This window comes from Glycomyces harbinensis (genome assembly GCF_900101745.1).
Taxonomy (GTDB): Bacteria; Actinomycetota; Actinomycetes; order Mycobacteriales; family Micromonosporaceae; genus Glycomyces; species Glycomyces harbinensis.
On sequence record NZ_FNAD01000007.1, the window covers coordinates 102,424 to 125,303 of the forward strand.

Annotated in this window: 20 protein-coding genes; 13 read left to right on the forward strand and 7 right to left on the reverse strand. The window is 71.9% G+C overall.

What is annotated here, in order from left to right; translation table 11 throughout:
- Positions 1-89: 89 nt before the first annotated feature.
- Positions 90-653, reverse strand: a complete 564-nt coding sequence (locus BLQ63_RS13315; protein WP_091035963.1) for a DinB family protein — start codon at positions 651-653, stop codon at positions 90-92.
- Positions 654-773: 120 nt separating this feature from the next.
- Here BLQ63_RS13315 and BLQ63_RS13320 point away from each other — a divergent pair, with 120 nt between their 5' ends.
- The 3 genes from BLQ63_RS13320 (at position 774) to BLQ63_RS13330 (ending at position 4,947) form a co-directional block, all read left to right on the forward strand.
- Complete coding sequence (locus BLQ63_RS13320; protein WP_091035240.1) at positions 774-1,430, forward strand: hypothetical protein; 657 nt, start codon at positions 774-776, stop codon at positions 1,428-1,430.
- Positions 1,431-1,578: 148 nt separating this feature from the next.
- Positions 1,579-4,098 carry a tetratricopeptide repeat protein gene (locus BLQ63_RS13325; protein WP_091035244.1) on the forward strand — a complete coding sequence of 840 codons (2,520 nt, stop codon included), beginning with the start codon at positions 1,579-1,581 and terminating at the stop codon, positions 4,096-4,098.
- Positions 4,099-4,281: 183 nt separating this feature from the next.
- Positions 4,282-4,947 carry a GAP family protein gene (locus BLQ63_RS13330; protein ID WP_177154925.1) on the forward strand — a complete coding sequence of 222 codons (666 nt, stop codon included), beginning with the start codon at positions 4,282-4,284 and terminating at the stop codon, positions 4,945-4,947.
- A 529-nt stretch (positions 4,948-5,476) separates the two neighbouring features.
- Here BLQ63_RS13330 and BLQ63_RS13335 read toward each other — a convergent pair.
- The 5 genes from BLQ63_RS13335 to BLQ63_RS13355 all read right to left on the reverse strand — a co-directional run bounded on the left by BLQ63_RS13335 (position 5,477) and on the right by BLQ63_RS13355 (position 10,799).
- Positions 5,477-5,932 carry a hypothetical protein gene (locus BLQ63_RS13335; RefSeq protein ID WP_143014876.1) on the reverse strand — a complete coding sequence of 152 codons (456 nt, stop codon included), beginning with the start codon at positions 5,930-5,932 and terminating at the stop codon, positions 5,477-5,479.
- Between the two features lie 147 nt (positions 5,933-6,079).
- The gene (locus BLQ63_RS13340) at positions 6,080-7,222 is read right to left on the reverse strand and encodes an NAD(P)/FAD-dependent oxidoreductase (protein ID WP_091035256.1); all 1,143 of its coding nucleotides are present in this window, start codon (positions 7,220-7,222) and stop codon (positions 6,080-6,082) included.
- Positions 7,223-7,309: 87 nt separating this feature from the next.
- Entirely contained in the window at positions 7,310-8,251 is a 942-nt protein-coding gene (locus BLQ63_RS13345; protein ID WP_177154926.1) for a sigma-70 family RNA polymerase sigma factor, read from the reverse strand.
- A 131-nt stretch (positions 8,252-8,382) separates the two neighbouring features.
- A complete protein-coding gene (locus tag BLQ63_RS13350; RefSeq protein ID WP_091035260.1) occupies positions 8,383-9,657 on the reverse strand; it encodes a vanadium-dependent haloperoxidase in 1,275 nt (424 codons plus the stop codon).
- 272 nt (positions 9,658-9,929) lie between these two features.
- A complete protein-coding gene (locus BLQ63_RS13355) occupies positions 9,930-10,799 on the reverse strand; it encodes a ketopantoate reductase family protein (RefSeq protein ID WP_091035262.1) in 870 nt (289 codons plus the stop codon).
- Between the two features lie 70 nt (positions 10,800-10,869).
- Between BLQ63_RS13355 and BLQ63_RS13360 the strand changes: the two genes are divergently transcribed.
- Positions 10,870-11,499: a TetR/AcrR family transcriptional regulator gene (locus BLQ63_RS13360; protein WP_091035265.1), complete on the forward strand. Its 630-nt coding sequence runs from the start codon at positions 10,870-10,872 to the stop codon at positions 11,497-11,499.
- Between the two features lies 1 nt (position 11,500).
- On the opposite strand, the gene BLQ63_RS13365 is transcribed toward BLQ63_RS13360, so the two are convergent.
- Positions 11,501-12,394 (reverse strand): LysR family transcriptional regulator, encoded by an 894-nt coding sequence (locus BLQ63_RS13365; protein WP_091035269.1) that lies wholly within the window; start codon positions 12,392-12,394, stop codon positions 11,501-11,503.
- Positions 12,395-12,493: 99 nt separating this feature from the next.
- On the opposite strand from BLQ63_RS13365, the gene kdgD reads away from it, so the two are divergent.
- From kdgD to BLQ63_RS13410, 9 genes are all read left to right on the forward strand, one after another.
- A complete protein-coding gene (gene kdgD / locus BLQ63_RS13370) occupies positions 12,494-13,411 on the forward strand; it encodes a 5-dehydro-4-deoxyglucarate dehydratase (protein ID WP_091035272.1) in 918 nt (305 codons plus the stop codon).
- Positions 13,408-14,802: an aldehyde dehydrogenase (NADP(+)) gene (locus tag BLQ63_RS13375; protein WP_091035274.1), complete on the forward strand. Its 1,395-nt coding sequence runs from the start codon at positions 13,408-13,410 to the stop codon at positions 14,800-14,802. The genes kdgD and BLQ63_RS13375 overlap by 4 nt, the downstream gene beginning before the upstream one ends.
- A gap of 5 nt (positions 14,803-14,807) precedes the next feature.
- Entirely contained in the window at positions 14,808-16,133 is a 1,326-nt protein-coding gene (locus BLQ63_RS13380; protein WP_091035972.1) for an enolase C-terminal domain-like protein, read from the forward strand.
- A gap of 43 nt (positions 16,134-16,176) precedes the next feature.
- The gene (locus tag BLQ63_RS13385; protein ID WP_091035277.1) at positions 16,177-17,181 is read left to right on the forward strand and encodes a Bug family tripartite tricarboxylate transporter substrate binding protein; all 1,005 of its coding nucleotides are present in this window, start codon (positions 16,177-16,179) and stop codon (positions 17,179-17,181) included.
- Complete coding sequence (locus BLQ63_RS13390) at positions 17,178-17,687, forward strand: tripartite tricarboxylate transporter TctB family protein (RefSeq protein ID WP_143014878.1); 510 nt, start codon at positions 17,178-17,180, stop codon at positions 17,685-17,687. Before BLQ63_RS13385 ends, BLQ63_RS13390 begins: the two co-directional genes overlap by 4 nt.
- 23 nt (positions 17,688-17,710) lie before the next feature.
- Positions 17,711-19,222, forward strand: a complete 1,512-nt coding sequence (locus BLQ63_RS13395) for a tripartite tricarboxylate transporter permease (RefSeq protein WP_091035282.1) — start codon at positions 17,711-17,713, stop codon at positions 19,220-19,222.
- Between the two features lie 128 nt (positions 19,223-19,350).
- Positions 19,351-21,954, forward strand: a complete 2,604-nt coding sequence (locus tag BLQ63_RS13400; protein WP_091035285.1) for a tetratricopeptide repeat protein — start codon at positions 19,351-19,353, stop codon at positions 21,952-21,954.
- Complete coding sequence (locus BLQ63_RS13405) at positions 21,938-22,372, forward strand: GNAT family N-acetyltransferase (RefSeq protein ID WP_091035288.1); 435 nt, start codon at positions 21,938-21,940, stop codon at positions 22,370-22,372. Before BLQ63_RS13400 ends, BLQ63_RS13405 begins: the two co-directional genes overlap by 17 nt.
- 136 nt (positions 22,373-22,508) lie before the next feature.
- Complete coding sequence (locus BLQ63_RS13410; RefSeq protein ID WP_091035292.1) at positions 22,509-22,880, forward strand: hypothetical protein; 372 nt, start codon at positions 22,509-22,511, stop codon at positions 22,878-22,880.

Sequence of the window (22,880 nt, forward strand, 5' to 3'; positions counted from 1 at the left end):
TGGCGCGGCGTCGCCCACGGCGCAACCCCGCGGACCGAGATCTGCTTCACAGTCCCCGGCCCGGGCCCTCCGCGTCCGAGAGCCGGCGCTCAGGCCGACGTGTTCGCTCGATACAGATCCCGCAGCAGGCAGATCTCGGCGCCATGGGCCATGACCTCGCGGTTGAGGTGCAGCACCAAGTCGGCCATAGTGTCGTCGGCGAACGGCCCGCCTTTGGGACCGAGCGGGCGCTCCATCTCCTCGACGCTGAGCGCGGCGATGCCCTCGTGCCACAGCCCGTACGCCAGCTCCAGGAACGCGATCGCGTCGGCGGCGGTGGCCGGCAACGGCTCGGGCCAGTGCCGGGGATCGAACATGTCCGCCTCCTCCGGCGCTTCGCTGGGACCGAAGAAGGCGCGGGCGCGCATCCCGATCCCCTCCATCCCGATGTGCGCGATCCGCCAGGCGACGGTGGTCACCGGCGCGGCTGCCGAGGAGGCATCGGGGCGCTCGAACACCAACTCGCCGTTGGCGTCCGGACGCAGCCCCAGACTGCCGCTCGCCGGCTCCCACCAGTACTCCTCGTCGGTCAGACCCTCCAGCCGGGGACGCAGGTGAACCTCCCAGTAGAACTCGAGCTGTCCGACGATGGCCTGATTCCAGTTGAGCGTCATGAGGACCACCCTCCCAGATCCCTGCGACACACCGGCGGCTTCGCCGCCGAGACCCGCTTTTTACAGCGGATTCCAACGACTCCTTGTGGACCGTGAAGGAGGAGTCGAGCATGAACTCCGATGGCGACCTCGAACAAGCGGCGATCGGCCCGACTGCGGCGGGCATCGGCCACCATGCTGGTGCTGGCCCTGGTCGGCTGCGCCCCAGGAGAACGCAACGAGAGCGGCACCGACCAGCGAGACGACGCGGGATCCGCCACGACCCCGTCCGAGTACCAACTGCCCTGCGGGGAGCTGTTCGGCCATCCCATTCCCTCCGCGCCGGCCTACACCGGCGCCGGCCCGCACCCCGTCGTGGTCTTCCAGGACAGCGACCTGTCCTCGGACCTGACCAACGCCATCCCCAGAGAGCGCGACTTCCCCGAGGAGTGGATCGCGCCGGAGGGGGAATCGGGGCCCGATGCGACGAAGGCGCAGCTCGTGCTCTGCCTGACCGAGACCAGGCAGACGGGCACCACCTCACTGGGCCGGTGCGAATACCTCGACCACACTCGCGACGTCTTCCCCGCCTCCTACACGTTCGAGGTCCACGAAACCCGAACGGGCCGGTCGGTCGGCACGTTCGACGTCGCCGGCGCCGACGTCGGCGACGAGCTGCCGTGCCCCTATGCCGGAGACCTCTGGCCGACCGAGAACGACGCTGCCGACCTCCTTCACCTCTGGGATGCGGACGCGCTCGCCGACGCCGCCGCGCAGTATGTCCTCGCCGAGCGCTGACCTGGCAGACGGCCACCGAGGTCGGCGCGAGCAACCCAGGCGCGGCATTGACCCGAAGGCGCCGTTGGAATACGTTGGACGCCCAGCGGCGCAACGGCCGCTGGAACCCCCCGTGCACGTATCGATCCCCGTTGGAGCCGACCGACCCTTGACCGACGCCCCAGACCCCGGCACCGTCCGCGGGCTCGCCGCCTGGCTGGCCGCCCACCTCTCGGCGACCGGCCGGTCGCCGGCCGACGCCGCGCGCCAACTCGGAGTGCCCGAGTCGACCGTGAACTCCTGGCTGGCCGGACACCGGGACTCCGAAGAGGACGAATCGCTCGCCCACCTCGAGACGCACGCGATGCTCGGCGACTGGCTCCGCGGCCGCATCGCCGACTCCGGCTGCTCGGTCCGAGAGATCGCCGCCTCCACCGAAGGCGTCAGCACCAGCACCGTCTACAACTGGCTGCGCGGCGAGCACCTGCCGCGGCCCCCGGTCGGCGACGAGCCCGACCGCTTCGACCTGCTGCTGAGCAATCCCCGCCTCGGCCTGAACCTCCGGCAGCGGCTCCGACTCGACGAGACCCGCCGCCGCCTCACCGGCACCTCCATGCGCGTCGCCGAGCCCGGACCGGCCTGGAAGCTCCGGGGCCTGCCGGCCGACAACCGGTCGTTCACCGGCCGCAGCACCCACCTCAGACGACTCGACCGGCTCCTGCTCGACCACGCCCGCGGCCGCGCACCGGTCGTCGCCGCGCTCACCGGGATCGGGGGCGCCGGGAAGACCGCGCTGGCCGTCCGCTGGTCCCGTACCCGCGAAGTCCAGGCCACGTTCACCGACGGGTGCCTCTACCTGAACCTGCACGGCTATGCCGACACTCCGCCGATGCGCCCCGGGGACGCGATGACGAAGCTGCTGATCCAGCTCGGCGTCGAACCGCGGCGCCTCCCGGCCGACCTCGACGCCAGAGCCGCGCTGTACCAGCAGGTCCTCACCGGCAGGCGCCTGCTGCTCATCCTCGACAACGCCCACGACGAGGCGCAGGCGCGACCGCTGCTGCCGACCGGGCCGGGCTGCCTGGCGCTCCTCACCAGCCGGAGCCGCATGCACGGGCTGGCGGCCTCGCACCCGGGCGTCGTGCACCTGCCGCTCGAGCCGCTCACCGGAGCCGAGGCGACGGGCCTCCTCCGCGGCCTCCTCGGCCCACTCGCGGCCCGGACCGCATCGGGCGCCGATCTCGAGGCACTCGCCGCCGCCTGCGGGCACCTGCCGCTGGCGCTCCAGATCGCCGCCGCCGACTTCCTGACGCACCGGCACCCCCAGCGGGTCACCGTCGGCGAGTACGCGCGCTCGCTCGCCGAAGACCGCCTGGCGGGGCTCTCGGTGACGCCGACGGACCCGTCCACCAGCCTCGCCGACTCCATCGACCGCTCCTACCGGCACCTCACCGACGAAGCGAAACGCGCCTACCGGCTGCTGGGCCTCCACCCGGGGCCCGACTGCACCGCCGAAGCCGCCGCGAGCCTCCTCGCGCGTCCGCTCCCGGCCGCGCGCACAGCGCTGCTGGAGCTCGCCCAAGCCAGTCTGCTGTCCGAGCACGACGCCGGGCGGTACACGTTCCACGACCTCGTCCGCGAGCACGCGGTACAGCGCTGCCGGGGCACGGACCCGGAGTCCGAGCGGCGCGCCGCCGTCGACCGCCTGCTCGACCACTACCTGCACACCGCCCATGCCGCGACGCTGAGCCTGAACCCCAACTGGGAGTCGATCGCACTCGACCCCCTTGGGCCGCATATCGACCCGGAGCGGTTCGAACGACATGCCGACGCGACCGCCTGGTTCACGGCCGAACACCCGGCGCTCCTCGCCGCCGTCGTCCACGCCCACGACAGCGGTCGCTGGACTCGCGCCTGGCAGCTGGCGTGGAGCATCTCCGATTACCTCGACCGGCTGGGGCTCTGGCACGAGCAGGCCGCCGCCGGCGCGGCCGCGATGGCCGCCGCCGAGCACCTCGGCGACGACACCGCCCTGCTCCACGCGCACCGCGTCACGGCCCGCGCCGCCGTCCGCCTGGGCCGATTCGACGAAGCCGATCGCCGGCTGCAGCGCGTACTGGAGCTGACCTTCCTGCTGGGCGGCGAACGCGAGCAGGCCCACCAGCTCCTCAACCTCGCCTACCTGCGCGAGCAGCAGGGCCGAACGGCCGCGGCGCTCGAACTGTCCGGACGCGCGCTTCGGCTCTACCGGACCGCCGACTTCGGCGTCGGTCAGGCCCGCGCACTCAACGCCGTCGCCTGGTACCACGCGCTCCAACGCGAGTTCGATCAAGCGCTCGTCCACTGCCTCGAGTCGCTGCGGCTGTGCGAGGCACTCGACTTCGGCTACGGGAAGGCTGGCGCCTGGGCCACCTTCGGCTACGTCCAACAGCACCTCGACGAACCCGACGAGGCCCGTTCGGGCTTCGAACAAGCGCTGGAGCTCTACCTCGGACTCGGCGACCGCTACGAAGTGGCCGACACGCTCGTCCTCCTCGGGGACCTGCACCTGGACCGCAACGCCGCCGACGCGGCCCGCGACGCCTGGCACGAGGCCGCGACGATCCTCACCGACCTCGACCATCCCGACGCGGCCCGTATCCGCGCCAAGCTCGCCGACCTGGACGCCCCCGCGGTCGGCCGCGGTTGAATCCGGCGGCGGGTCCTCACGCGGCGTACGTCGGCCGTATCCGGGCCCGGTACTGTGCGGTCGGGCGGCGCGGGCCGTCCTCGACACGACTCGCGGCGCGGATGTCGCAGTCCGGGAGGGAACGCGCATGGGCCGCAACGGAGGCAGTCTGACGGGGCGCACCGGGGAACGGACCGGTGCCCGGTGACGGGCGGACTGCTGTGGGGCCTGACGGGTCTGGCACTGCTCGACTCGATCAACGCCACCACGATCTGGATCGTCATCGTGATCCTGCTCGGCGCGAAGCGCCCCGCGCCGACCGGCTGGGCGTTCCTGCTCGGGGCGGCCGCGTCGTTCCTGGCCTTCGCCCTGATGCTCTACTTCGGACTGATGTTCGCGGACTCGGTGCTGGACGGGTTCACGCTGTGGCTTCGCCGCCTGTTGTTCGCCGGCCTGGCGGCGGCGCTGGTGGTCAAGGGCGTGCGCAGGCTCCGGCCGCACGAGCGCAAGGGCTACACATTGCCGCCGTGGGTGAACGCCTGGAGCGCACTGCCGTTCGGGGTGCTCGCCACGGTCGGCGACCTCCCCAACGCGTTCCCGATGGTCCTGGCCGTCGAACGCCTCATCGACTCCGATATCGCGGCTCTGGCCGCGGTGGTCGTCCTCGTCGGCTACACCCTGGTCTACGTGCTGCCGTCGGCGCTGATCCTCGCGGCGGGTCTGGCGTTCAACGAGGAGCTGCGCGAGCAGCTCCAGTCGATGCTGAGCGGCCGTACCTCCGGGACCGCCGAGACGAGTCCGAAGGCGGCCGCGGCCTGCTTCGCGGGTGCCGCCGCGAGCCTCGCCGTCCTGCTCCTGAGGGTCGGCTGAACCGCGGCCGAAGCCCGGTGTCCCGGGCTCCGGCCTTTGCGGCTGCGGCTAATGCCAGTCGCTGTCGCGGCGCCAATCGCTCGGAGCGCGGTATTCGCGGTCGCGCATCGTCAGTCCTCCTCCCGGACTCGCTCGGTACGGTGTTCGTCTGCGGCTAGTCCCAGGGGCTGTCCTTTACGGGTGCCCCTTTTTTGTTTCGTTCACGGCCGACCGGATACGGCTAGTTCCAGTCGTCTTCACGGCGCCAGTCCTTGTTGGACCGGTATTCGCGGTCGCGCATCGCTGCCTCCCTTCGAACGGCGGTTCGGTGAGCTGTTCCTGGCTATGCCATTGAATCCGCTACGGGCGTCGTGCGAAAGCACCCGTTGGAAAACCTTGGAATCCGCGCAGCGAGGAGCCGCTCCACCGCGGTCGTCCGCGATCTCCGAGCTGGGGTACCGCCGGCACGGCGCCGCGCGATCTCGCGCTCGGGAAATCGATGTCGATCGGACTCGTCGTGGCCGCGGCCCGTCCCGATTGCTGGTGCAGGTCAGGTGATGCCGCCGGTCGCGCGGGTGCAGGTTGCTCCGGCGGTGTCGGAGGTGCACACCTTGAGGCTCACTGAGAGGCCTTCGTCGAAGCTCAGGTCGAAGTCGTCGCAGTCGCCGCCGCCTCCGTTGGTGTAGAAGGTCGCGGTGCCGTTCCCTTCCACGGTGAGTTGGGCGAAGGTGGCGTGCCCGTTGGGGAATCGGTCGCAGACGGTGAAGTGCTCGCCGAGTGCCTGGAAGATGGCTCCTACGGAGCCGGAGCCGGCTTCCTCGCAGGACCCCCAGATGTCGCGGCTGTCCGCATCGCCGTTGTTGGACTGGCCGCCGGCATAGCAGGTCCACGAGGCGGCGTTGACCTGGGCTTGTGCCGGAGAACTGAGCATTACGGTGACGGCGGCGAGGAGCACCGCGGCGGCGACGGCGAGTACTCGCGGCCATGGTTTTGCTGTTGATGTCATGCGAAGAGACTCCACCGCGCCTGCACGGAACCTGCACGGATTCTGCACGGGCACATGGAGTGCGGTCACGGCACGGCGGCGGAACGGCACGTCGTGCGGGTGGGCCCGGGGTATTCGGCCGGGCCCACCGCAAGGCGGAGTTGAGATCTAAGCAGCCGAGTGCAGTGCACCGTTGCGGGCCGGCTTCGCGGGCAGGTCGTGCGCGAAGGACCACACCGCCGTGCGGCACAGCGTCTCCTTGTACCGCACGGCGGCCCGGCCGGTCAGGCATCCCCGCTTGGGCCGGTCGTCGGCGGTCACGAACTGCACCACCGCGTCTCGGCGGCCGAGGCTGATCGTCTGGTGGAAGTACCTGGCGCGCAGCCGCGGCGGCCGCCGGTCGGTCAGCCGTGCCGCTATCTCGCCGGCGGCGATCCAGCCGGTCGGCATCCCCGAGGAGCACGACATCCGAAGCGGCCGTCCTCCCGGGCCCATCGCCCAGGCGGCGTCCCCGACCGCGTAGACGTCCGGATGCGAGACCGAGCGCATCGCCGCGTCGACCACGACCTGGCCCGAGTCGTCGAGCCGTAGTGTCGAGCCGGCCGCGATCGGATTCGGGGCGAACCCGGTCGCGGCGATCGACACGTCCGCGGGCACCAGCGCCCCGTCGGCGACCGCGCCTCCGGGCCCGAACCGCTCGATCCTGACGCCTTCGCGCACTTCGATACCGAGGCGATCGAACCCGCGGCGCAGGTGCCGCCGGGCCGCAGGAGCGAGCCAGTCCCCGAGCCCGCCCGAGGTCGCCAGGGCGACCGACAGCTCGGGCCGCGCTTCGGCGATCTCGGCGGCGATCTCGAGACCGGTCAGGCCGCCGCCGACCACGAGCACCCGCTCGCCCTGTCCGGCTCGCCCGAGCCTGCCGCGCAGCCGCAGCGCCCCGGCGGGCGAGGCCGCGCTCCAGCCGTGCTCGGCGGCGCCGGGCAGCGGGGCGCCCGCGCTGCCCAGTGCGTAGACGAGCGTGTCGTATCCGATCGCTTCGCCGTCGGCGACGACGGTGCGCTCTTCGGCGTCGATGGATTCGACCCGGGCGCAGTGCAGCCGCACGCCCGTCCCGGCCAGTAGATCGGCCAGTTCGTGGCGGGGCAGGTCCTGCCCGGCGGCGAGCTGGTGGAGCCTGATGCGTTCGACGAAGTCGGTCCGGTCGTTGACCAGCACGATCTCGACGTCGTTGTGCCGCAACAGAGTGCTGAGCCTGCGGGCGGCGGTGAGCCCGGCGTAGCCGGCCCCGAGCATGAGCACGCGGTGTCCCATCTGCCTGTCCTCCTTGCTTGTCGTGAACACCCCCTAGAAGAGGCGGGGCGGCGTTTCCTGACAGGCGCGGAGGAAGTGCGGCGCAGGTCACCAGGAGGCGATCAGCGGTGCCTCCGGCGCACGCGTACGCCACCGGCGGCTGAGGTACGCGAGCTTGGCCGGGTCGGCGAAGTTGCGGACGGCCGCGATCTTCCCTCCGACGACGGCGAAGGCCATGACCCCGACCACGCGGTCGTCGAGGACCGCGACGAGCGCGGGGCAGCCGTTGACGGCCGCGGCGTGGACGGCCGGAGCGCCCCCGAGGAGCCGCCGTTTGACGGGCGTCGGCTTGAAGACGCCCCGCACGTACGCGGCGATGCGCTCGGCGCCGCGGTACTCGCCGGGGATGGTCGGGACGGGGCCGCCGTCCCCGGTCGCCGTCGCGTCGTCGCGCAGGAGCGCGACGAGCCGTTCGGTGCGGCCCGATGCCGCGGCGGCGAGGAAGGCCTCGATGATCCGGCGGCCGGCGGCCGCATCGACCGGTTCCTCGCGATCGACGGTCCCGATGCGTTCGCGTGCCCGGTGGAGGTGCTGCTGACTGGCGGCCTCGGTGAGGTCGAGCATCTGCGCGATCTCGCGGTGGCTGTAGGAGAACGCTTCGCGCAGGACGTACACGGCCCGTTCGGCGGGGCCGAGCCGTTCGAGGAGGAGGAGCATCGCGAGGGACACCGACTCGCGCTGTTCGGCGGTCTCGGCCGGGTCCAGCAGCGGGTCGCCGTCGAGGACGGGTTCGGGCAGCCACTGCCCGAAGGAGCGCTCGCGGCGCGCCCGCGCCGAGGACAGCCGGTCGAGGCAGCCGTTCGTCAGCGCCTTCGTCAGCCAGGCCTCGGGCGTGCGGATCTCGTCGCGATCGACGGCCGCCCACCGCAGGAAGGCGTCCTGCACCGCGTCTTCGGCATCGGAGGCCGAGCCGAGAAGGCGGTAGGCGAGGGCGGCCAGCCGGGGCCGGCACGCCTCGAACTGGTCGACCTCGCCTGCGGTCAGTGACATGCCCCGATAGTAGGTGCTGTCGGGGAACCTGCACTCCCGTCAGCGGCACCCCGCAACGGCGGACTTCTCTGTCCCGGCGGCAGGGCGTCGAAGCGGCGCCGGCCGCGGGGGAGTAGGACGGGGCGGTCGCGTCAGCAGAACAGGTCGTCCCGGCGGTGCACGGCGTGGTCGGCGACGTCCGCGCCGAGCGTCAGGGCGTCGGCTCCGGCCGTGCGGAAATGGATGCCGGTGAACACCCGTGCCGAGACCGCCTCCGGACCCAGTGCGGCCCAGCTCGAGTACGAGCGCGGCGTATCGGGGAAGGCCGGGCTCGTGAGCTGGAACCGCCGGCCGGGCCCCCGCGGCACCAACGCGCCCAGCACCGCCGAGCCCACGCCGGCGTAGAGGCTGGTGCCGCTGATGTAGTCGGGGTGACTGGGCGTCGTCTCGAACGGCGTCCATTCCGGTTCGGGGTTCTCGGGGTCCTCACGGACGGCGGTGATCGGCCGCCAGTGCCAGTAGTGGTACTTCGTCTCGGCGCCCGCGATCTGGGAGTCGACCTGGGCGATGTAGGTCAGGGCCACCAGCTCGACCCGGTCGAGAAGGTCGTCCGTCCGCTCGAGGCCCCGGCGCAGCGACTGCTGGAGCAGCGGGACCGCCGAGGTGAGCCAGAACTGCGCGATGAACGACTGCTCTTCGGTGCGCTCGGTGGAGTCGATCCGACCCAGGGTCCTGACCTCGTCCAACTCGGTCCGGTAGGCGTCGGTGCCGAGCGGAGGCGGCCCGGCGGGGCGGAACTGCTCGGCGGACTCGAGCGCGAACGGACGCGCGTGGGCGATGCCGGCGGTGGTGGGCCGCGAGAAGGACGGCGCGGTGGGCTGCCAGATGCCCGGTGCCGGAGCGGGGACTTCGATCACGGGGCTGATCGAAGCCGCGTCGAGCCCGTCGCCTTCGCGGTCGGCGATCAGGGCCCGGGCTTCCCGGGCTCCGGCGGCGACGCCGTCGCGTTTGGCCCTGCCGTCGGGGATGCGGGCGAGCGCGTCCGCCAACGCCGCGTCGAGCGTCGCCTGCTGTCCGGTGGTGAGCGCCGACAGTCCGGTGTGGAGCGCTGAGGCGAGGGCGGCGCGGGAGAAGGCGTCGCGGGAGCGGCGCGGCGCCGACCGGACGGCGCGTGCGCCGGCGCTCCAGGCGATGGCCCAGGAGCGGTCGTTGATCACCCGGACCGTCGATCCGCCTGCGGCGGTGACGGTGACGGTCGTGTCGAACCAGCTCAGGGCGTCCTGCGCGCTGCCGCCGGCGGTGGATGCGGAGGCGGGTTCGGCCAGGCCGGTGCCGAAGCCGGCGGCCACCGGGGTCAGGGCGGCGGCGAGCAGGAGGGTGCGGCGGCGGTGTCCGAGTGCGGGGTCGTGATCGGATCGGGTGAGCATGGGGTGGTCACTCTCCTGTGTCGGCGGCTGCCTGGGGCCGGGAAGGCGACGCCCGCGGAGCGACCGTTGAGAGGACGGCTGCGAAGTGGACGGATATGAGAGCCTCGGTCGCGATGAGCCCGGATGAGCTCGGGGCCTCGAGAGAAGGTGGACGGGGTGTCGGTGCGCGCAGGCGGTGCGCATCCGGTCGATCTCGGGTCGCCGCGCGAGCGCGGCGGCGGGGCGTCGTGCCGCCCACGATACCAAGATTCCCATGTGGATGATAGGACTCGCTAGGGGCTGAGCCGATCGCCGAGCTGTTCGGCCAGCCGCTCGAGTTCGCCCGTCGCGGCGGGTGAGAAGTCGCTGAGTCCGCTTTGCACGGCCGTCGGGCTCTTCAGGAAGCGCCGGAGCACGGCCACGAGGAGCCCCTGCGGCAGCGTCCGCAACGCCGTGAACGCGCGAGGCACCGGCGGCGCCTCCATCGCGGCGAGGTTCTGCCGCATGACGTGGAGCATGGCGCGGACCGCGTCCGGGTCGTCGGCCAGCCTCACCGGGCCGCCCGCCGCGTGCACCGCCTGCCCGAGCGGGACCTCGAACGCGGCGTGCGTCCTGAGCCAGGCGTCCATCTGCGGCTCGGCCTTGGCGTTGAACCCGGCGGTGCGGAACGCCGCCGCGATCCGCTCCAGTCGCGGGGTGGTCCGGCCGTCGATCTCGCCGATCGGCATCGCGACCAGGCGGGTGACGACATTGCTCTTGCGGTAGCGGACCACGTCGCCGTCCATCGTGCCTCCGGTCGCGGGGAAGCCGAGCAGCACCCGCTCGCGTCCGATCGCCGCACTGAGCGGCGCGGGACCGGCCGCCCAGTTGAGCAGGAACAGCACGTCGCCTTCGACACCGGCGAGTGATGCCAGCACCGCGTCGACCTGGTGGGTGCGGACGAAGACGGCGATCAGGTCGTACCCGCCGTCCGGGCGCTCGACCACCGGCACCGGCACCTGCTCGACGACCGGGGCGTCCTCCTCGGCGAGTCTCACGCCGTGCCGGCGCAGAGCGGCCAGGCGCTCGCCCCGGGCGAGGAGCGAGACGTCGTGGCCGGCCTCGTGCATGCGGGCGGCGAACATGCTGCCGCAGACTCCGGCGCCGTAGACGAGCAGCTTCATGACAGCCTTCTTTCACACGTCCGTTTGATTCATACGTACGTTTCATTCAAACATATGTAAAATCCCTCCTGTGGCGAGCCCTGACACCCGCACCCAGATCCTCGACGCGGCCGAGCGCCTCTTCGCCGAGCACGGATACCGAGGCACTTCGGTCCGCGCGATCACCAGACTCGCCGGAGCGAACCTGGCCGCCGTCGGCTACCACTTCGGCTCGAAGGCGGAGCTGATGGCCGCAGTCGCCCGCCGCGTGGTCGAACCCATGAACGCCGCCCAGCGCGCCGGGCTCGACGAACTGCTCGCCCGGACCCCCGACCCAACGGTCGGCGACCTGGTGGAGGCATTCGCGGGGCCGATGTTCGACCGGATGCCGGCCGGCGACGAGGGCAGCGCCCGGACGTCCCGGCTGATCGTGACGATCCTCAGCGACCCGGCCGAGGAGGCCCGCAACTGGACCGGCCCGGCCGAGGACTCGGTCCGCGAGCGCTACCTCGCGGCCTTCGCGCGCGCGCTGCCCGACCTCGCCCCCCAGGAGCTGCGGTTCCGGATGCGGGGGATCCTCGCCGTGACGGCCGTCGACCGCCTCGAGGCCCACCAGCAACCCTCGCCCGGCTGCGAGTCCCCGGCTGCGGGCGAGGCGTCCCGGGGATGGGCGATCACGTTCCTCACAGCCGCGATGAGCGCGCCACCGACCCGGATCTGACTCAGACCGTGTCCAGGAGTCTGCCGAGCGCGGGGTTGCCGTGGCGGACGCGCCAGGCGGCGTGCAGTTCCACGGAGTCCTCGGGGATGCCCTCGATGTCGAGGAAGACGAGGTTGGACAGGCGCAGCGTCGCGGCGGAGCTCGGGACCAGCGCGACGCCGAGCCCGGCGTTGACGACCGCGGCGACGGTGTGGACCTGGCTGATGTGCTGCACGTACCGGGGGTTGACGCGCACATGCTGGAACGCGGCGACCACGAGCTCGTAGAAGTACCAGGCCTCGGACGGCGAGTAGGTGACCACGTCGTGCTCGGCGACGTCGGCGAGGCTGGGCGGTCGCCCGAGCCGGGTGAGCGGGTGGTCGCGCGGCGCGGCCAGTACCAGCGAATCGGTCGACACCAGGCGCGAGTCGAGCACGTCGGAGCGGGGGACCTGCCGCACCAGGCCGACCTCGATCTCCCCGGCGAGCAGGGCGTCGAGCTGCGCGTGCGTGACCATCTCGCTCAGAACGAGGTCCACTCCGGGCAGTTCGGCGGCGGCCACCGCGATCCAATGCCCGAGCACGGTCAGCGCCGAGACCGCCGTGAAGCCGATCCGGATGGTCCCGGCCGTGCCCGCGGCGACCCGCCGGGCCCGGAGCGGCGCGGTGTCGACCGACGTGAGCAGCCGCCGGGACTCGTCGAGGAACACTCTCCCTGCGGGCGTCAGCACCGCCCCGCTGGCCGTGCGGTCGAACAGCCGGAACCCGATGACGTGCTCCAGGCGCTGCACCTGGCGGCTCAGCGGCGGCTGCGTCATCCGCAACCGCGCGGCCGCCCGTCCGAAGTGGCCTTCTTCGGCGACGGCGACGAAACCGCGCAGCTGGTCGAGGGTATACGGGGCTTCACCAGCTGACATGCGTTGAAGGTATCAGCCGATATCGAATCAGTGTTGGACGGGTATAACGCGAGAGGCCTACGGTACTGTCCAACCCGACGAACCAGGAGACTCCCCGAAATGACGCGATACGACCCGGCAGACATCCAGCGGGTCCTGGGCTCGGGACTCCTGTCCTTCCCGGTCACCCACTTCCGCGAAGACCTGTCCTTCGACGGGCCGGCCTACCGCGAGAACCTGGCGCACCTGGCGACGTACCCCGCGTCGGGCCTGTTCGCCGCCGGAGGCACCGGCGAGTTCTTCTCGCTCACGCCGCCCGAGGTCGCCACCGTGCTGCGGGCCGCCGTCGAGCAGTCGGCGGGAGCCGTCCCCATCGTCGCCCCCGCCGGATACGGGACGTCCCAGGCCGTCGAGTTCGCCCAGGACGCCGAGAAGGCCGGCGCCGACGCGGTCCTGCTGTTCCCGCCCTACCTCACCGAGGTCAGCCAGGACGGGCTCGCCGCCCATGTCCGCGCGGTGTGCGCGGCGACCTCGCTCGGCGTCATCGTCTACCACCGCGCCAACGCCTCCTTCAGCGTGCCCACCGTCGCACGCCTCGCCGAGTCGTGCCCGAACCTCATCGGCTTCAAGGACGGCATCGGCGACATCGAGTTCATGACCCGCCTGTACGCCACCCTCGGCGACCGCCTGCTCTACATCGGCGGCCTCCCCACCGCCGAGACCTTCGCCCTCCCGTACCTCCAGCTCGGCGTCACCACCTACTCCTCGGCGATCTTCAACTTCGTCCCCGAGTTCGCGCTCGCCTTCTACGACGACGTGCGCGCCGGGGACGGCGCCTCCGTCTACCGGCGCCTCAACGAGTTCGTCCTGCCCTACCTGGAGATCCGCAACCGCGGCAAGGGATATGCGGTGTCGATCGTCAAGGCCGGGATGCGGGCCGTGGGCCGAGGGGCCGGACCGGTGCGCCCGCCGCTGACCGAACTCGACGCCGACGAGTTCGCCGCGCTGAGCGCCCTCATCGCGAAGGCCGCCGCATGACCGCCTTCCCCGAACTCGACCTCGCCGCCGCCCGGGCCGAAGCCGCCTTCGACGAGTACCGGAGCACCGACCCGACCGCGCGGGCCGCGTTCCTCGACGCGATCGCCGCCGGGATCGAAGCGCTCGGCGACCGCCTCGTCGACACCGTCGCCGCCGAGACGCGGTTTCCCGCCGCCCGCGCCGCCTCCGAACGCGCCCGCACCTGCGGCCAGCTGCGCATGTTCGCGCGCCTCGTCGAAAGCGGGGACTGGCAGGGCGTCCGCGTCGAGCCGGCCCTGCCTGACCGCACCCCGCCGCGACCCGACCTGCGGCTGCGCCGCATCCCGCTCGGCCCCGTAGCCGTGTTCGGCGCCAGCAACTTCCCGCTCGCGTTCTCGGTCGCCGGCGGCGACACCGCCGCCGCGCTCGCCGCGGGCGCCCCCGTCATCGTCAAAGCCCATGAGGCCCATGCCGAAACGTCGGCCCTCGTCGGCGAGGCGATCCGCGCGGCCGTCGCCGCCGCCGGCCTGCCCGAGGGCGTGTTCGGACTGCTCTTCGGACCCGGCCGCACGCTCGGCCAGGCGCTCGTCGCCCACCGGGCGATCAAAGCGGTCGGCTTCACCGGCTCGCGCGCCGCCGGGCTCGCCATCGCCGCCACCGCGGCGGCCCGCCCCGAGCCGATCCCGGTGTACGCCGAGATGTCCAGCGTGAACCCGGTGTTCGTCCTCCCCGGCGCGCTGGCCGCCCGCCCCGCCGAACTCGCACGCGGCCTCGTCGCCTCGGCGACGCTCGGCGCGGGCCAGTTCTGCACCAACCCCGGCCTCGTCTTCATCCCCGAGAGCGACGGCCGCGACGCGTTCCTCGACACCGCCGCCGCCGACCTCGAAGCCAGTGCGGCCCAACCGATGCTCACCCCCGCGATCCGCGAGTCCTACCTCGAGGGCGTCGAACGCCTCGCCGCGGTCCCCGGCGTCCGCGTCCTCGCCCGCGGCGGCGGCGACCCCGCTCCCGCCCTGCTGCACACCGACGGCGCTACCTTCCTCGCCGAACCGTCCCTGCGCGAAGAGGTCTTCGGTTCGGCCACGCTGATCGTCACCGCCGGCCCCGCCGAACTCGACGCGATCCTGGACGCGCTCGAAGGCCAGCTCACCGCCACCGTCCAAGCCTCGCCCGACGACCGTGCCGCGGCGGCCCGCCTGCTGCCCCGCCTCGAACTCATGGCCGGACGGATCGTCTTCGGCGGCTGGCCCACCGGCGTCGAGGTCGGGCCCGCCACCGTCCACGGCGGACCGTTCCCGGCCACCACCGACTCCCGCTCCACCTCGGTCGGCACCCTGGCGATCGACCGCTTCCTGCGGCCCGTCGCCTACCAGGACGCCCCCGCCGAACTCCTGCCCCCCGAACTGCGGTGAACCCCATGACCCACACGCCCGTCGTCACCGGCCTGCGCGTCGTCCCGGTCGCGGGGCACGACTCGATGCTGCTCAACCTCAGCGGCGCCCACGCGCCCTTCTTCACCCGCAACCTGGTGATCCTCACCGACGACACCGGCGCGACCGGGATCGGCGAAGTCCCCGGCGGCGAACCCATCGCCCAGACGCTCAGGGAAGCAAGCGAACTCGTCGTCGGCAGCCCGATCGGCGCCCACCGCGACGTGCTCAACCGGGTGCACCGGCGCTTCGCCCACCGCGACGCGGCCGGGCGCGGACGCCAGACCTTCGACCAGCGCGTCGAGATCCACGCCCGCACCGCCCTCGAATCGGCGCTCCTCGACCTCCTCGGCAAGCACCTCGGCGTCCCGGTCGCCGCGCTGCTCGGCGACGGCGTCCAACGCGAGAGCGTGCCCGTGCTCGGCTACCTCTTCTACATCGGCGACCGGGGCCGCACCGACCTGCCCTACCGCGACGGCACCGGCGAGGACGACCCCTGGCTGCGCCTGCGCGACCAGGAAGCACTCACCCCCGAAGCCGTCGTCGCCCTCGCCGAGGCCGCCCGGGACCGGTACGGCTTCGGGGACTTCAAACTCAAAGGCGGCGTCCTGCCCGGCAAGGACGAGGCCGCCGCCGTCACCGCGCTCGCCGAGCGCTTCCCCGACGCCCGCATCACGCTCGACCCCAACGGCGCGTGGTCCCTGCGCGAGGCGATCGACCTGTGCCGCGGCCTCGACGGCGTGCTCGCCTACGCCGAGGACCCCTGCGGGCCCGAAGGCGGCTCCTCCGGCCGCGAGGTCATGGCCGAGTTCCGCCGGGCCACCGGGATGCGGACGGCGACCAACATGATCGCCTGCGACTGGCGCGAACTCGCCCAGGCCGTGCGCGCCGAAGCGATCGACATCCCCCTGGCCGACCCGCACTTCTGGACCATGTCCGGCTCGGTGCGCGTCGCGCAGTTCTGCGACGCCTGGGGGCTGACCTGGGGCTCGCACTCCAACAACCACTTCGACGTGTCGCTGGCGATGTTCACCCACGTCGCCGCCGCCGCGCCGGGTGCGATCACCGCGATCGACACGCACTGGATCTGGCAGGACGGGCAGCGGCTCACCGCCGAACCGCTCACGATCGCCGACGGCGCGATCAGCGTGCCGACCGCGCCCGGACTCGGCGTCGAACTCGACCTCGAACAGGTCGAGCTCGCGCACGAGCGATACCTCCGGCACGGCCTCGGCGCGCGCGACGACGCCGCCGCCATGCAGTACCTCGCCCCCGGCTGGGCCTTCGACCCGAAGCGCCCCTGCCTGGGCTGACCCCTTCCCCCGCACACGACCGTCACTCAATGAGGAGCCGATCATGAACCCCCGACCCTTCACCCGGCGAGGACTGCTCGCCACCACGGCAGCCGTACCGGTCGCCGCGCTCACCGCCTGCAACGGCGTGCAGGGCGGCGCCGATGCCGCCGAGAACGACTTCCCCACGCGCGCCGTCGACTTCACGGTGCCGTTCGACGCCGGCGGCTCCAGCGACCTGCTCAGCCGCGCCGCCTGCCTCGCCGCCGAAGAGCCGCTCGGCCAGTCGATCGCCCTGACCAACAAGCCGGGCGCCAACGGCGCCGTCGGCCTCAAGGAGCTCTTGTCCGGCGACGCCGACGGCTACTCGATCGCCCTCGCGGTCAAGTCGCTGTTCGCGATCACGCCGCTGGTCGTCGACGACCCCGACGCGGTCTCGATCGACGACTTCCGGATCATCGCGACGCTCACCAACGAGGCCTACGTCCTGGTGGTGCACGCAGACTCGCCTTACCAGTCCCTTGAGGACCTGGTCGCCGCCCCGTCGCTGAACTACGGCACCGCCGGCGTCGGCACCGGCGGGCAGCTCTCGCTGGCGCTCCTGTTCGGCCTGGCCGGCACCGAGGCCACCGACGTGCCCTTCGACGGCGGCGCGCCCGCGGTGACCGCGCTCCTGGGCCAGGAGATCGACGCCGTCTCCGGATCGCTCGCCGAGACGATGCCGCAGATCGAGGCCGGGGCGCTGCGCCCGCTGACGGTCTTCTCCGAGGAGCGCAGCCCGTTCCTCGCCGACGTGCCGACCGCGGCCGAATCCGGGTACGAGGTCGTCGTCGACCAGCGCCGCTTCGTCGTCGCGCCCGGCGAAGTCTCCGACACCGTGGCGGGCGCGCTCGTCCTCGCGTTCGAGCAGGCCCGCCAGGACCCCGACTACCAGGCGTTCCTGCAGGACAACTTCATGGACGTGTGGGAGGTCGAGGACATCGAGGCCCGGAACCACCTGAGCGAGGCCGCCCAGCAGTACGCGCAGAACGTGGCCGACGCCGGCCTGACCCTCGGCGACGGATCGTGAGCGCTCTCCCCATGGCGGAGAACGAGACCGAAGACGCCCTCCCGGAACCGGACGCACCGGCTCCGGGCGGGCGGGGCCTGGCCGCGGTCGCCGGGGCGGTGCCGGTCGTCCTCGGCGCGGCCGCGGCCTGGCTGAGCCTGCGCCTCGACATCGGCACCCTCACCGACCCCGGGCCCGGCCTGTGGCCCCTGATCGTCTCGGCGCTCCTGGTCGCGACCGGGATCGGCATCCTCGTCTCGGCCCGCCGCGCCGGAGGCACCGAGGCGTTCACGCGCGGCGCGATCAGCGTGGCCGCCGCCGCGGTCGCCCTCTTCGCGTACGCGAGCCTGTTCGAGGTCGTCGGGTTCGAGATCCCGACGCTGCTCCTGCTGGCGGCGTGGCTGCGGTTCCTCGGCCGCGAGTCGTGGCTGAGCACCGCGCTCTTGTCGGTGGGCGTCACCGCCGCCGCGTACGCCCTGTTCATCCTCGGCCTCGGGGTGCCGCTGCCGCACCTGATCGTCCTCTGACCGTCCCCTCTGGAGCATCGACCATGGACCTCTCACCTGTGCTCACCGGCTTCTCGGTGGCGTTCGAACCGGAGAACCTGCTGTTCTGCCTCCTGGGCGTCACGATCGGCATGCTCATCGGCGTGCTGCCGGGCCTCGGCCCGGCGGCCACCATCGCGATCCTGCTGCCGATCACCTACAACCTGGAGCCCGCGGCGGCGGTCATCATGCTCGCCGGGATCTTCTACGGCGCCCAGTACGGCGGGACCATCACCTCGGTGCTCCTCAAACTGCCCGGCGAGGCCTCCACGGTGGTGACGGCCATCGACGGGCACGCGCTCGCCAAGCGCGGCGAGGCCGGATCGGCGCTCGGCGTCGCCGCCCTCGCCTCGTTCATCGGCGGCACGGCCTCGATCCTCCTGCTCTCGTTCATCGCCCCGGCCCTGGCGGGAGTCGCGCTCGCGTTCGGCCCCGCCGAGTACACCGTCCTGGCGCTCATCGGGATCTTCCTCGTCGGCACCCTCGGCAGCGGCTCACTCGTCAAGAGCGCCGCCGCGGCCGCCGCCGGGCTGCTGCTCGCCACCGTCGGCCTCGACCCGCTCCTGGGCACGCCCCGCTTCACGTTCGGCACCGACCAGCTCGCCGACGGCATCGACTTCGTGATCGTCGCGATGGGGCTGTTCGGCATCGGGGAGATCCTCTACAACCTCGAACACCGCGACCGGCCGCAGTCGGCGGTCCCCGCCTTCGGACGCGCGATCCCCAGCCGCGCCCAGTGGCTGCGCTCGCGGCTGGCGATCCTGCGCGGCTCGGCGGTCGGCTTCGTGCTCGGCATCCTCCCCGGCGGCGGCGCCACGATGTCCTCGCTCGTCGCCTACGCCGTGGAGAAGCGCAGCGCGAAGGACCCGTCCCGGTTCGGCAAGGGCGCCATCGAAGGCGTCGCCGGGCCCGAATCGGCGAACAACGCGGCCGCCACCTCCTCGTTCATTCCCCTGCTGACGCTCGGCATCCCGGCGAACGCGACCATGGCCGTGCTGTTCGGCGCGCTCATGCTGCAGGGCATCACCCCCGGTCCGGCGCTCATGACCGAGCACCCGGACGTCTTCTGGGGCGTGGTCAACTCGATGTACCTGGGCAATCTCCTGCTGCTGGCGCTGAGCATCCCGCTGATCGGGGTCTTCGTCCGCATGCTCAAGATCCGCCCCGGCGTCCTCGCCCCGATCACGATCGTCATCACCATGCTCGGCGTCTACAGCATCCGCAACAACGCCTTCGACATGCTGCTGGCGGTCGCCCTCGGCCTGGTCGGCTACGCGATGCGCAAGCTCGGCTTCGAGCCCGGGCCGTTCGTGCTCGCCTTCGTCCTCGGCTCACTCCTGGAAGGCTCGTTCCGCCGCTCGATGCGCATCTTCGGCGGCGACGTCACCGAGTTCGTCCAGCGCCCGCTGTCCGCCACGCTCGTCGGCGTCCTGGTCCTGACGGTCGTCGTCATCCCCGTGCTCCGCGCCGTCCGCGCCAGGCAGATCGACCGCGCGACGGAACCGGCCGAGTCCTGACCGCGGGCCGCCCTGCGCCCCAACCTCATCCGATTCCCGAGCCTCTGTGCGGGTCTGTGACGTTTGCGTTACCGGGTACCCTTGATGAACCTGTCGCAAGCCCCCTGCAGACTGGAGTCCACCCCCACATGAGTCTGATCTTCGAGGTCATCGGTCTCATCTCGGACCTCATGGGACTCGAATTCCGCGAACGGCTGCCCCGCCTGCGAGTGCGCCGCGCGATCAGGCGAGCGGCACGCCGCGCCGTCCACCAGGCGGTGAGGACCACCGGCGCCGCCTCCGGTTTCGGCATCGTCCTGCGCGAGCGGCTCGCCGACCTCCGCGAAGACGAGGTCATCGACGACTACGGCAACCTCGTCCTGCGCGACAGCCTCGCCCTCCGCCTCGGCCTCATCGACCCGGTCACCGCGGACGGCGTCGACCACGCCGCACTCGTCCGCGAACTCCGCCGCGCGCTCCTGGCCGAGATCGGACGCCAAGGCGGCAGCGGCGGCGTCCTCCAGAACCTGCACGCCCGGATCCGGGACGCCCGCCAGGCGTACCTCGGACCCGCCGAGCATCTCGAAGTCGACTTCTCCGACACCGTCTTCGCCCTGCCCGCTTCGAACGAGCAGGTCATCGGTCGAGACGACGAGCTCGCGGCCCTGCTCGACCACTGCCGGACCGCCGGCGGGGCGACCATCGTGTGGATCCACGGCGACACCGGCTCCGGAAAGACCACGCTCGCGGTCGAACTCGCCCGCCGCCTCGATGAACGCAACGGACTCGCCGTCCCGTTCGTGCGGATGCGCGGCTCCTCCCGCGAGCTCGGCGGCGGCGTCTTCCGCGACACCGACGCCTATCTGGCCCTCGCCGATCTGCTGCGCCGCTACGACATCCTCAGCGCCGACCGCATGGCCGAACCCGAACTGCGCGCCCGCTGGAAGAGCGTGGTCCGCCATCGCAACGTCCAGGCCGTGGTCCTCGACGACGTGCTCGACATCGCCCAGGTCGAGCCGTTCCTTCCCGGGGACGGACACTGCGTCGTCATCGTCTCCAGCCGTGTGGCCCCGCCCGGCCTGCTCGCCCGCAGCCTGGCCATTCCGGCCCTGCCCGCCGAGGCGGTCCTGCGCCATCTCGCCGGACTCGAAGCCGACGACGGCAACCAGATCGGCGGCCTCATCCGCAGCATTTCGGCGGCGCCCCTGGCGATGCCCTTGATCCGTCTCCTGAGCGGCCGCCCCCGGGCCGCGATCAACGGCCTGCTGGAGAAGGTGCAGGACGTCGACCTCATCGCCGCCGCCCATCGCTTCGCCGTCGAACGCCTGGACGCGGACCTGCGCCGATCGCTCGGCCTGCTCGCCGCGCAACCGGGGTTCCGGCTCACCGCCGAGGTCCTGGCCGCACTCGACGGGACCGAGACCGCCACGGCCGCTTCCCGACTCCATACGCTCTCCGAGTTGGGGCTGCTCAAGGTCGGAGCGGACGGCGCCTACGGATTCCACGACCGCACCTATCTGCACATCGAAGCCGAATTGGACGAGTTCGTCTCCGCGGCGGACGGTGAGGCGGCCCGGCTTCGGCTGCTGCTCCACCAGCTCGACCGCGCCCGCGCGGTCAGCGCCCACTTCGACGACGCCCAGGGACGCCGCTCCAGGATCCGCCCCGCCAACCTGAGGTTCAGTGCGGCCGAAGCGCAGCGGTGGCTCACACTCGAGCGGCGAAATCTCGTCGACGCGTTGAACTACCACCGTGAGCACCGCGAAACCGGGACCACGGTCGTTCTGACCGACATCTGCCTGCTGGTCGGCCCGTCGCTGCTGCGCATCGGCTACACCCGCGACGCGGAGGTGTTCCTCAGGGCCGCCGCCGAACTCGCCACGGAACTCGACGACCGGCTCGCCGAGGCCGAAGCCCGGCGAGCGCTCGGCGGGCGCGTACTGCGCATGGCCGACCGGTATGCCGACGCCGAGAAGGAACTCCGCCGCGCGATCGAGCTGTACGTGGCACTCGGGGACGCTGAAGGCGAGGCCGGCGCCCGCAACGGGCTCGGCCACATCGCCAGGCTGCGGGAGGACTGGGACGCGGCGGTCCGGCAGCTCCAGTCCGCACGCGAGGGCTATGTGGAGTTGGGGCTCGATCGGGGCGAGGCCGAATGCCTGCTCGGGCTGGCAGAAGTCGCGATGCTGCGGGACGAACGGGATCTGGACCTGGCGTTCACGCACTACCGCGACGCGGGGCGCCTCTTCCAGGACCGCAACGATCTTCACGGGCTCGCCGAGTCGTGTTGGGGCCGCGGAGAGGTGTCCCGGCTGCGCGGCGCTCTTCCGGAGGCCGCACGCTTCTACGAGACCGCCCTGGACCTGGCGCGGCAGACCCACGACCAGCTGGTCGAGGGCGAGACCCGCCGTGGACTGGGGGAGCTCGCCGTCGCGGAAGGGCAGCTGACCGAGGCCCTGGCCCACTTCGACGCCGCCGTCGGACTGCATCAGCGCATCATGGACCAAGTCGGCACCGCCGACGCCCTCGCGCGCCGAGGCGAGACGCTGCTGGCGCTGGGGCGACACGACGAGGCCCGGAGCGCTCTCGACGAGGCCGGGAAGCTGTACGCCGGCATCGGGCACAGTCATGCCGAGCGGATGCGACAGCTGTTGGCGGAGCACGGATCGCGTGAGAACGCGGAAGGTCCCGTAAAGCGGCGCCGCGGGATGCGGAAGGACGGCGGCGGAGGTGGGAATGGAAACGGCAGATGAGTACGTCATCTCCACCGATCCCGAACGGCTCGATCTCGACTGGGTCCACCGGGTGCTGTCGACCGACACGTACTGGGCGCCAGGGCGGCCGAAGGAGCGCGTGGCCCAGGCCCTGGAGCACTCGGTGTGCTACGGGCTGTACGAGGCCGGGGACCGCCAGGTCGGCTTCGCCCGGCTGGTGACCGACCGGACGGTGTTCGCCTGGCTCGGCGACGTCTACATCGACCGGTCGGTGCGAGGCCGGGGGTTGTCGAAGCGCTTGATCGAGCAGGTCGTGGCGGATGTCGAGGACATGCAGCTGCGGCGGATCATCCTGTCCACGGATGACGCGGACGGGCTGTACCGCAAGTTCGGGTTCACCGATCTCGACCGAGAAGAGACCGTGTGGCTGCAGCGCCTTTGGCCCGACCACAAGTAGGGACGCCGACTGCCGCCGCGTCGCAGCAAGGTGGCCGACCGTGCCGCGATTCCAATGGATTCCAACGTGCAGTGGCAAATTCGCGTGCTCGGATCCAGGCTTGACCCGATGCCCGAATCCATAGCAGGTGGAGTCCATGACCGAGCAGTACCGCAGTGATCCCGACGCCATCAGAGATGTCGCCCTCGGCGAGATGCAGCCCATCGCCGACGACATCGAGGAGGCACGCCTCGAATTCTTCAGGACGGAGGGCGATGCCAGCGCGGCGTTCCGCGAAGCGGGCATCAGCGTGCTCGGCTCCGAGGTGGCCTCGTACGGCCCGTTCAGCGGTGTCAAGGAGCGCTGGAGCCAGTTCACCGAGGCGTTGTCGGAGTGTCTGAACATCTCCGAAGAACGCATCCAGGACGCCGCGGAGGCACTCCTCCGGATCGCCGAAGAATACGAGCAGTTCGACACGGAGACCGCGGGGGAGTTCCACTCCCTCCACACCGCGGCCGACAAGGGTTAG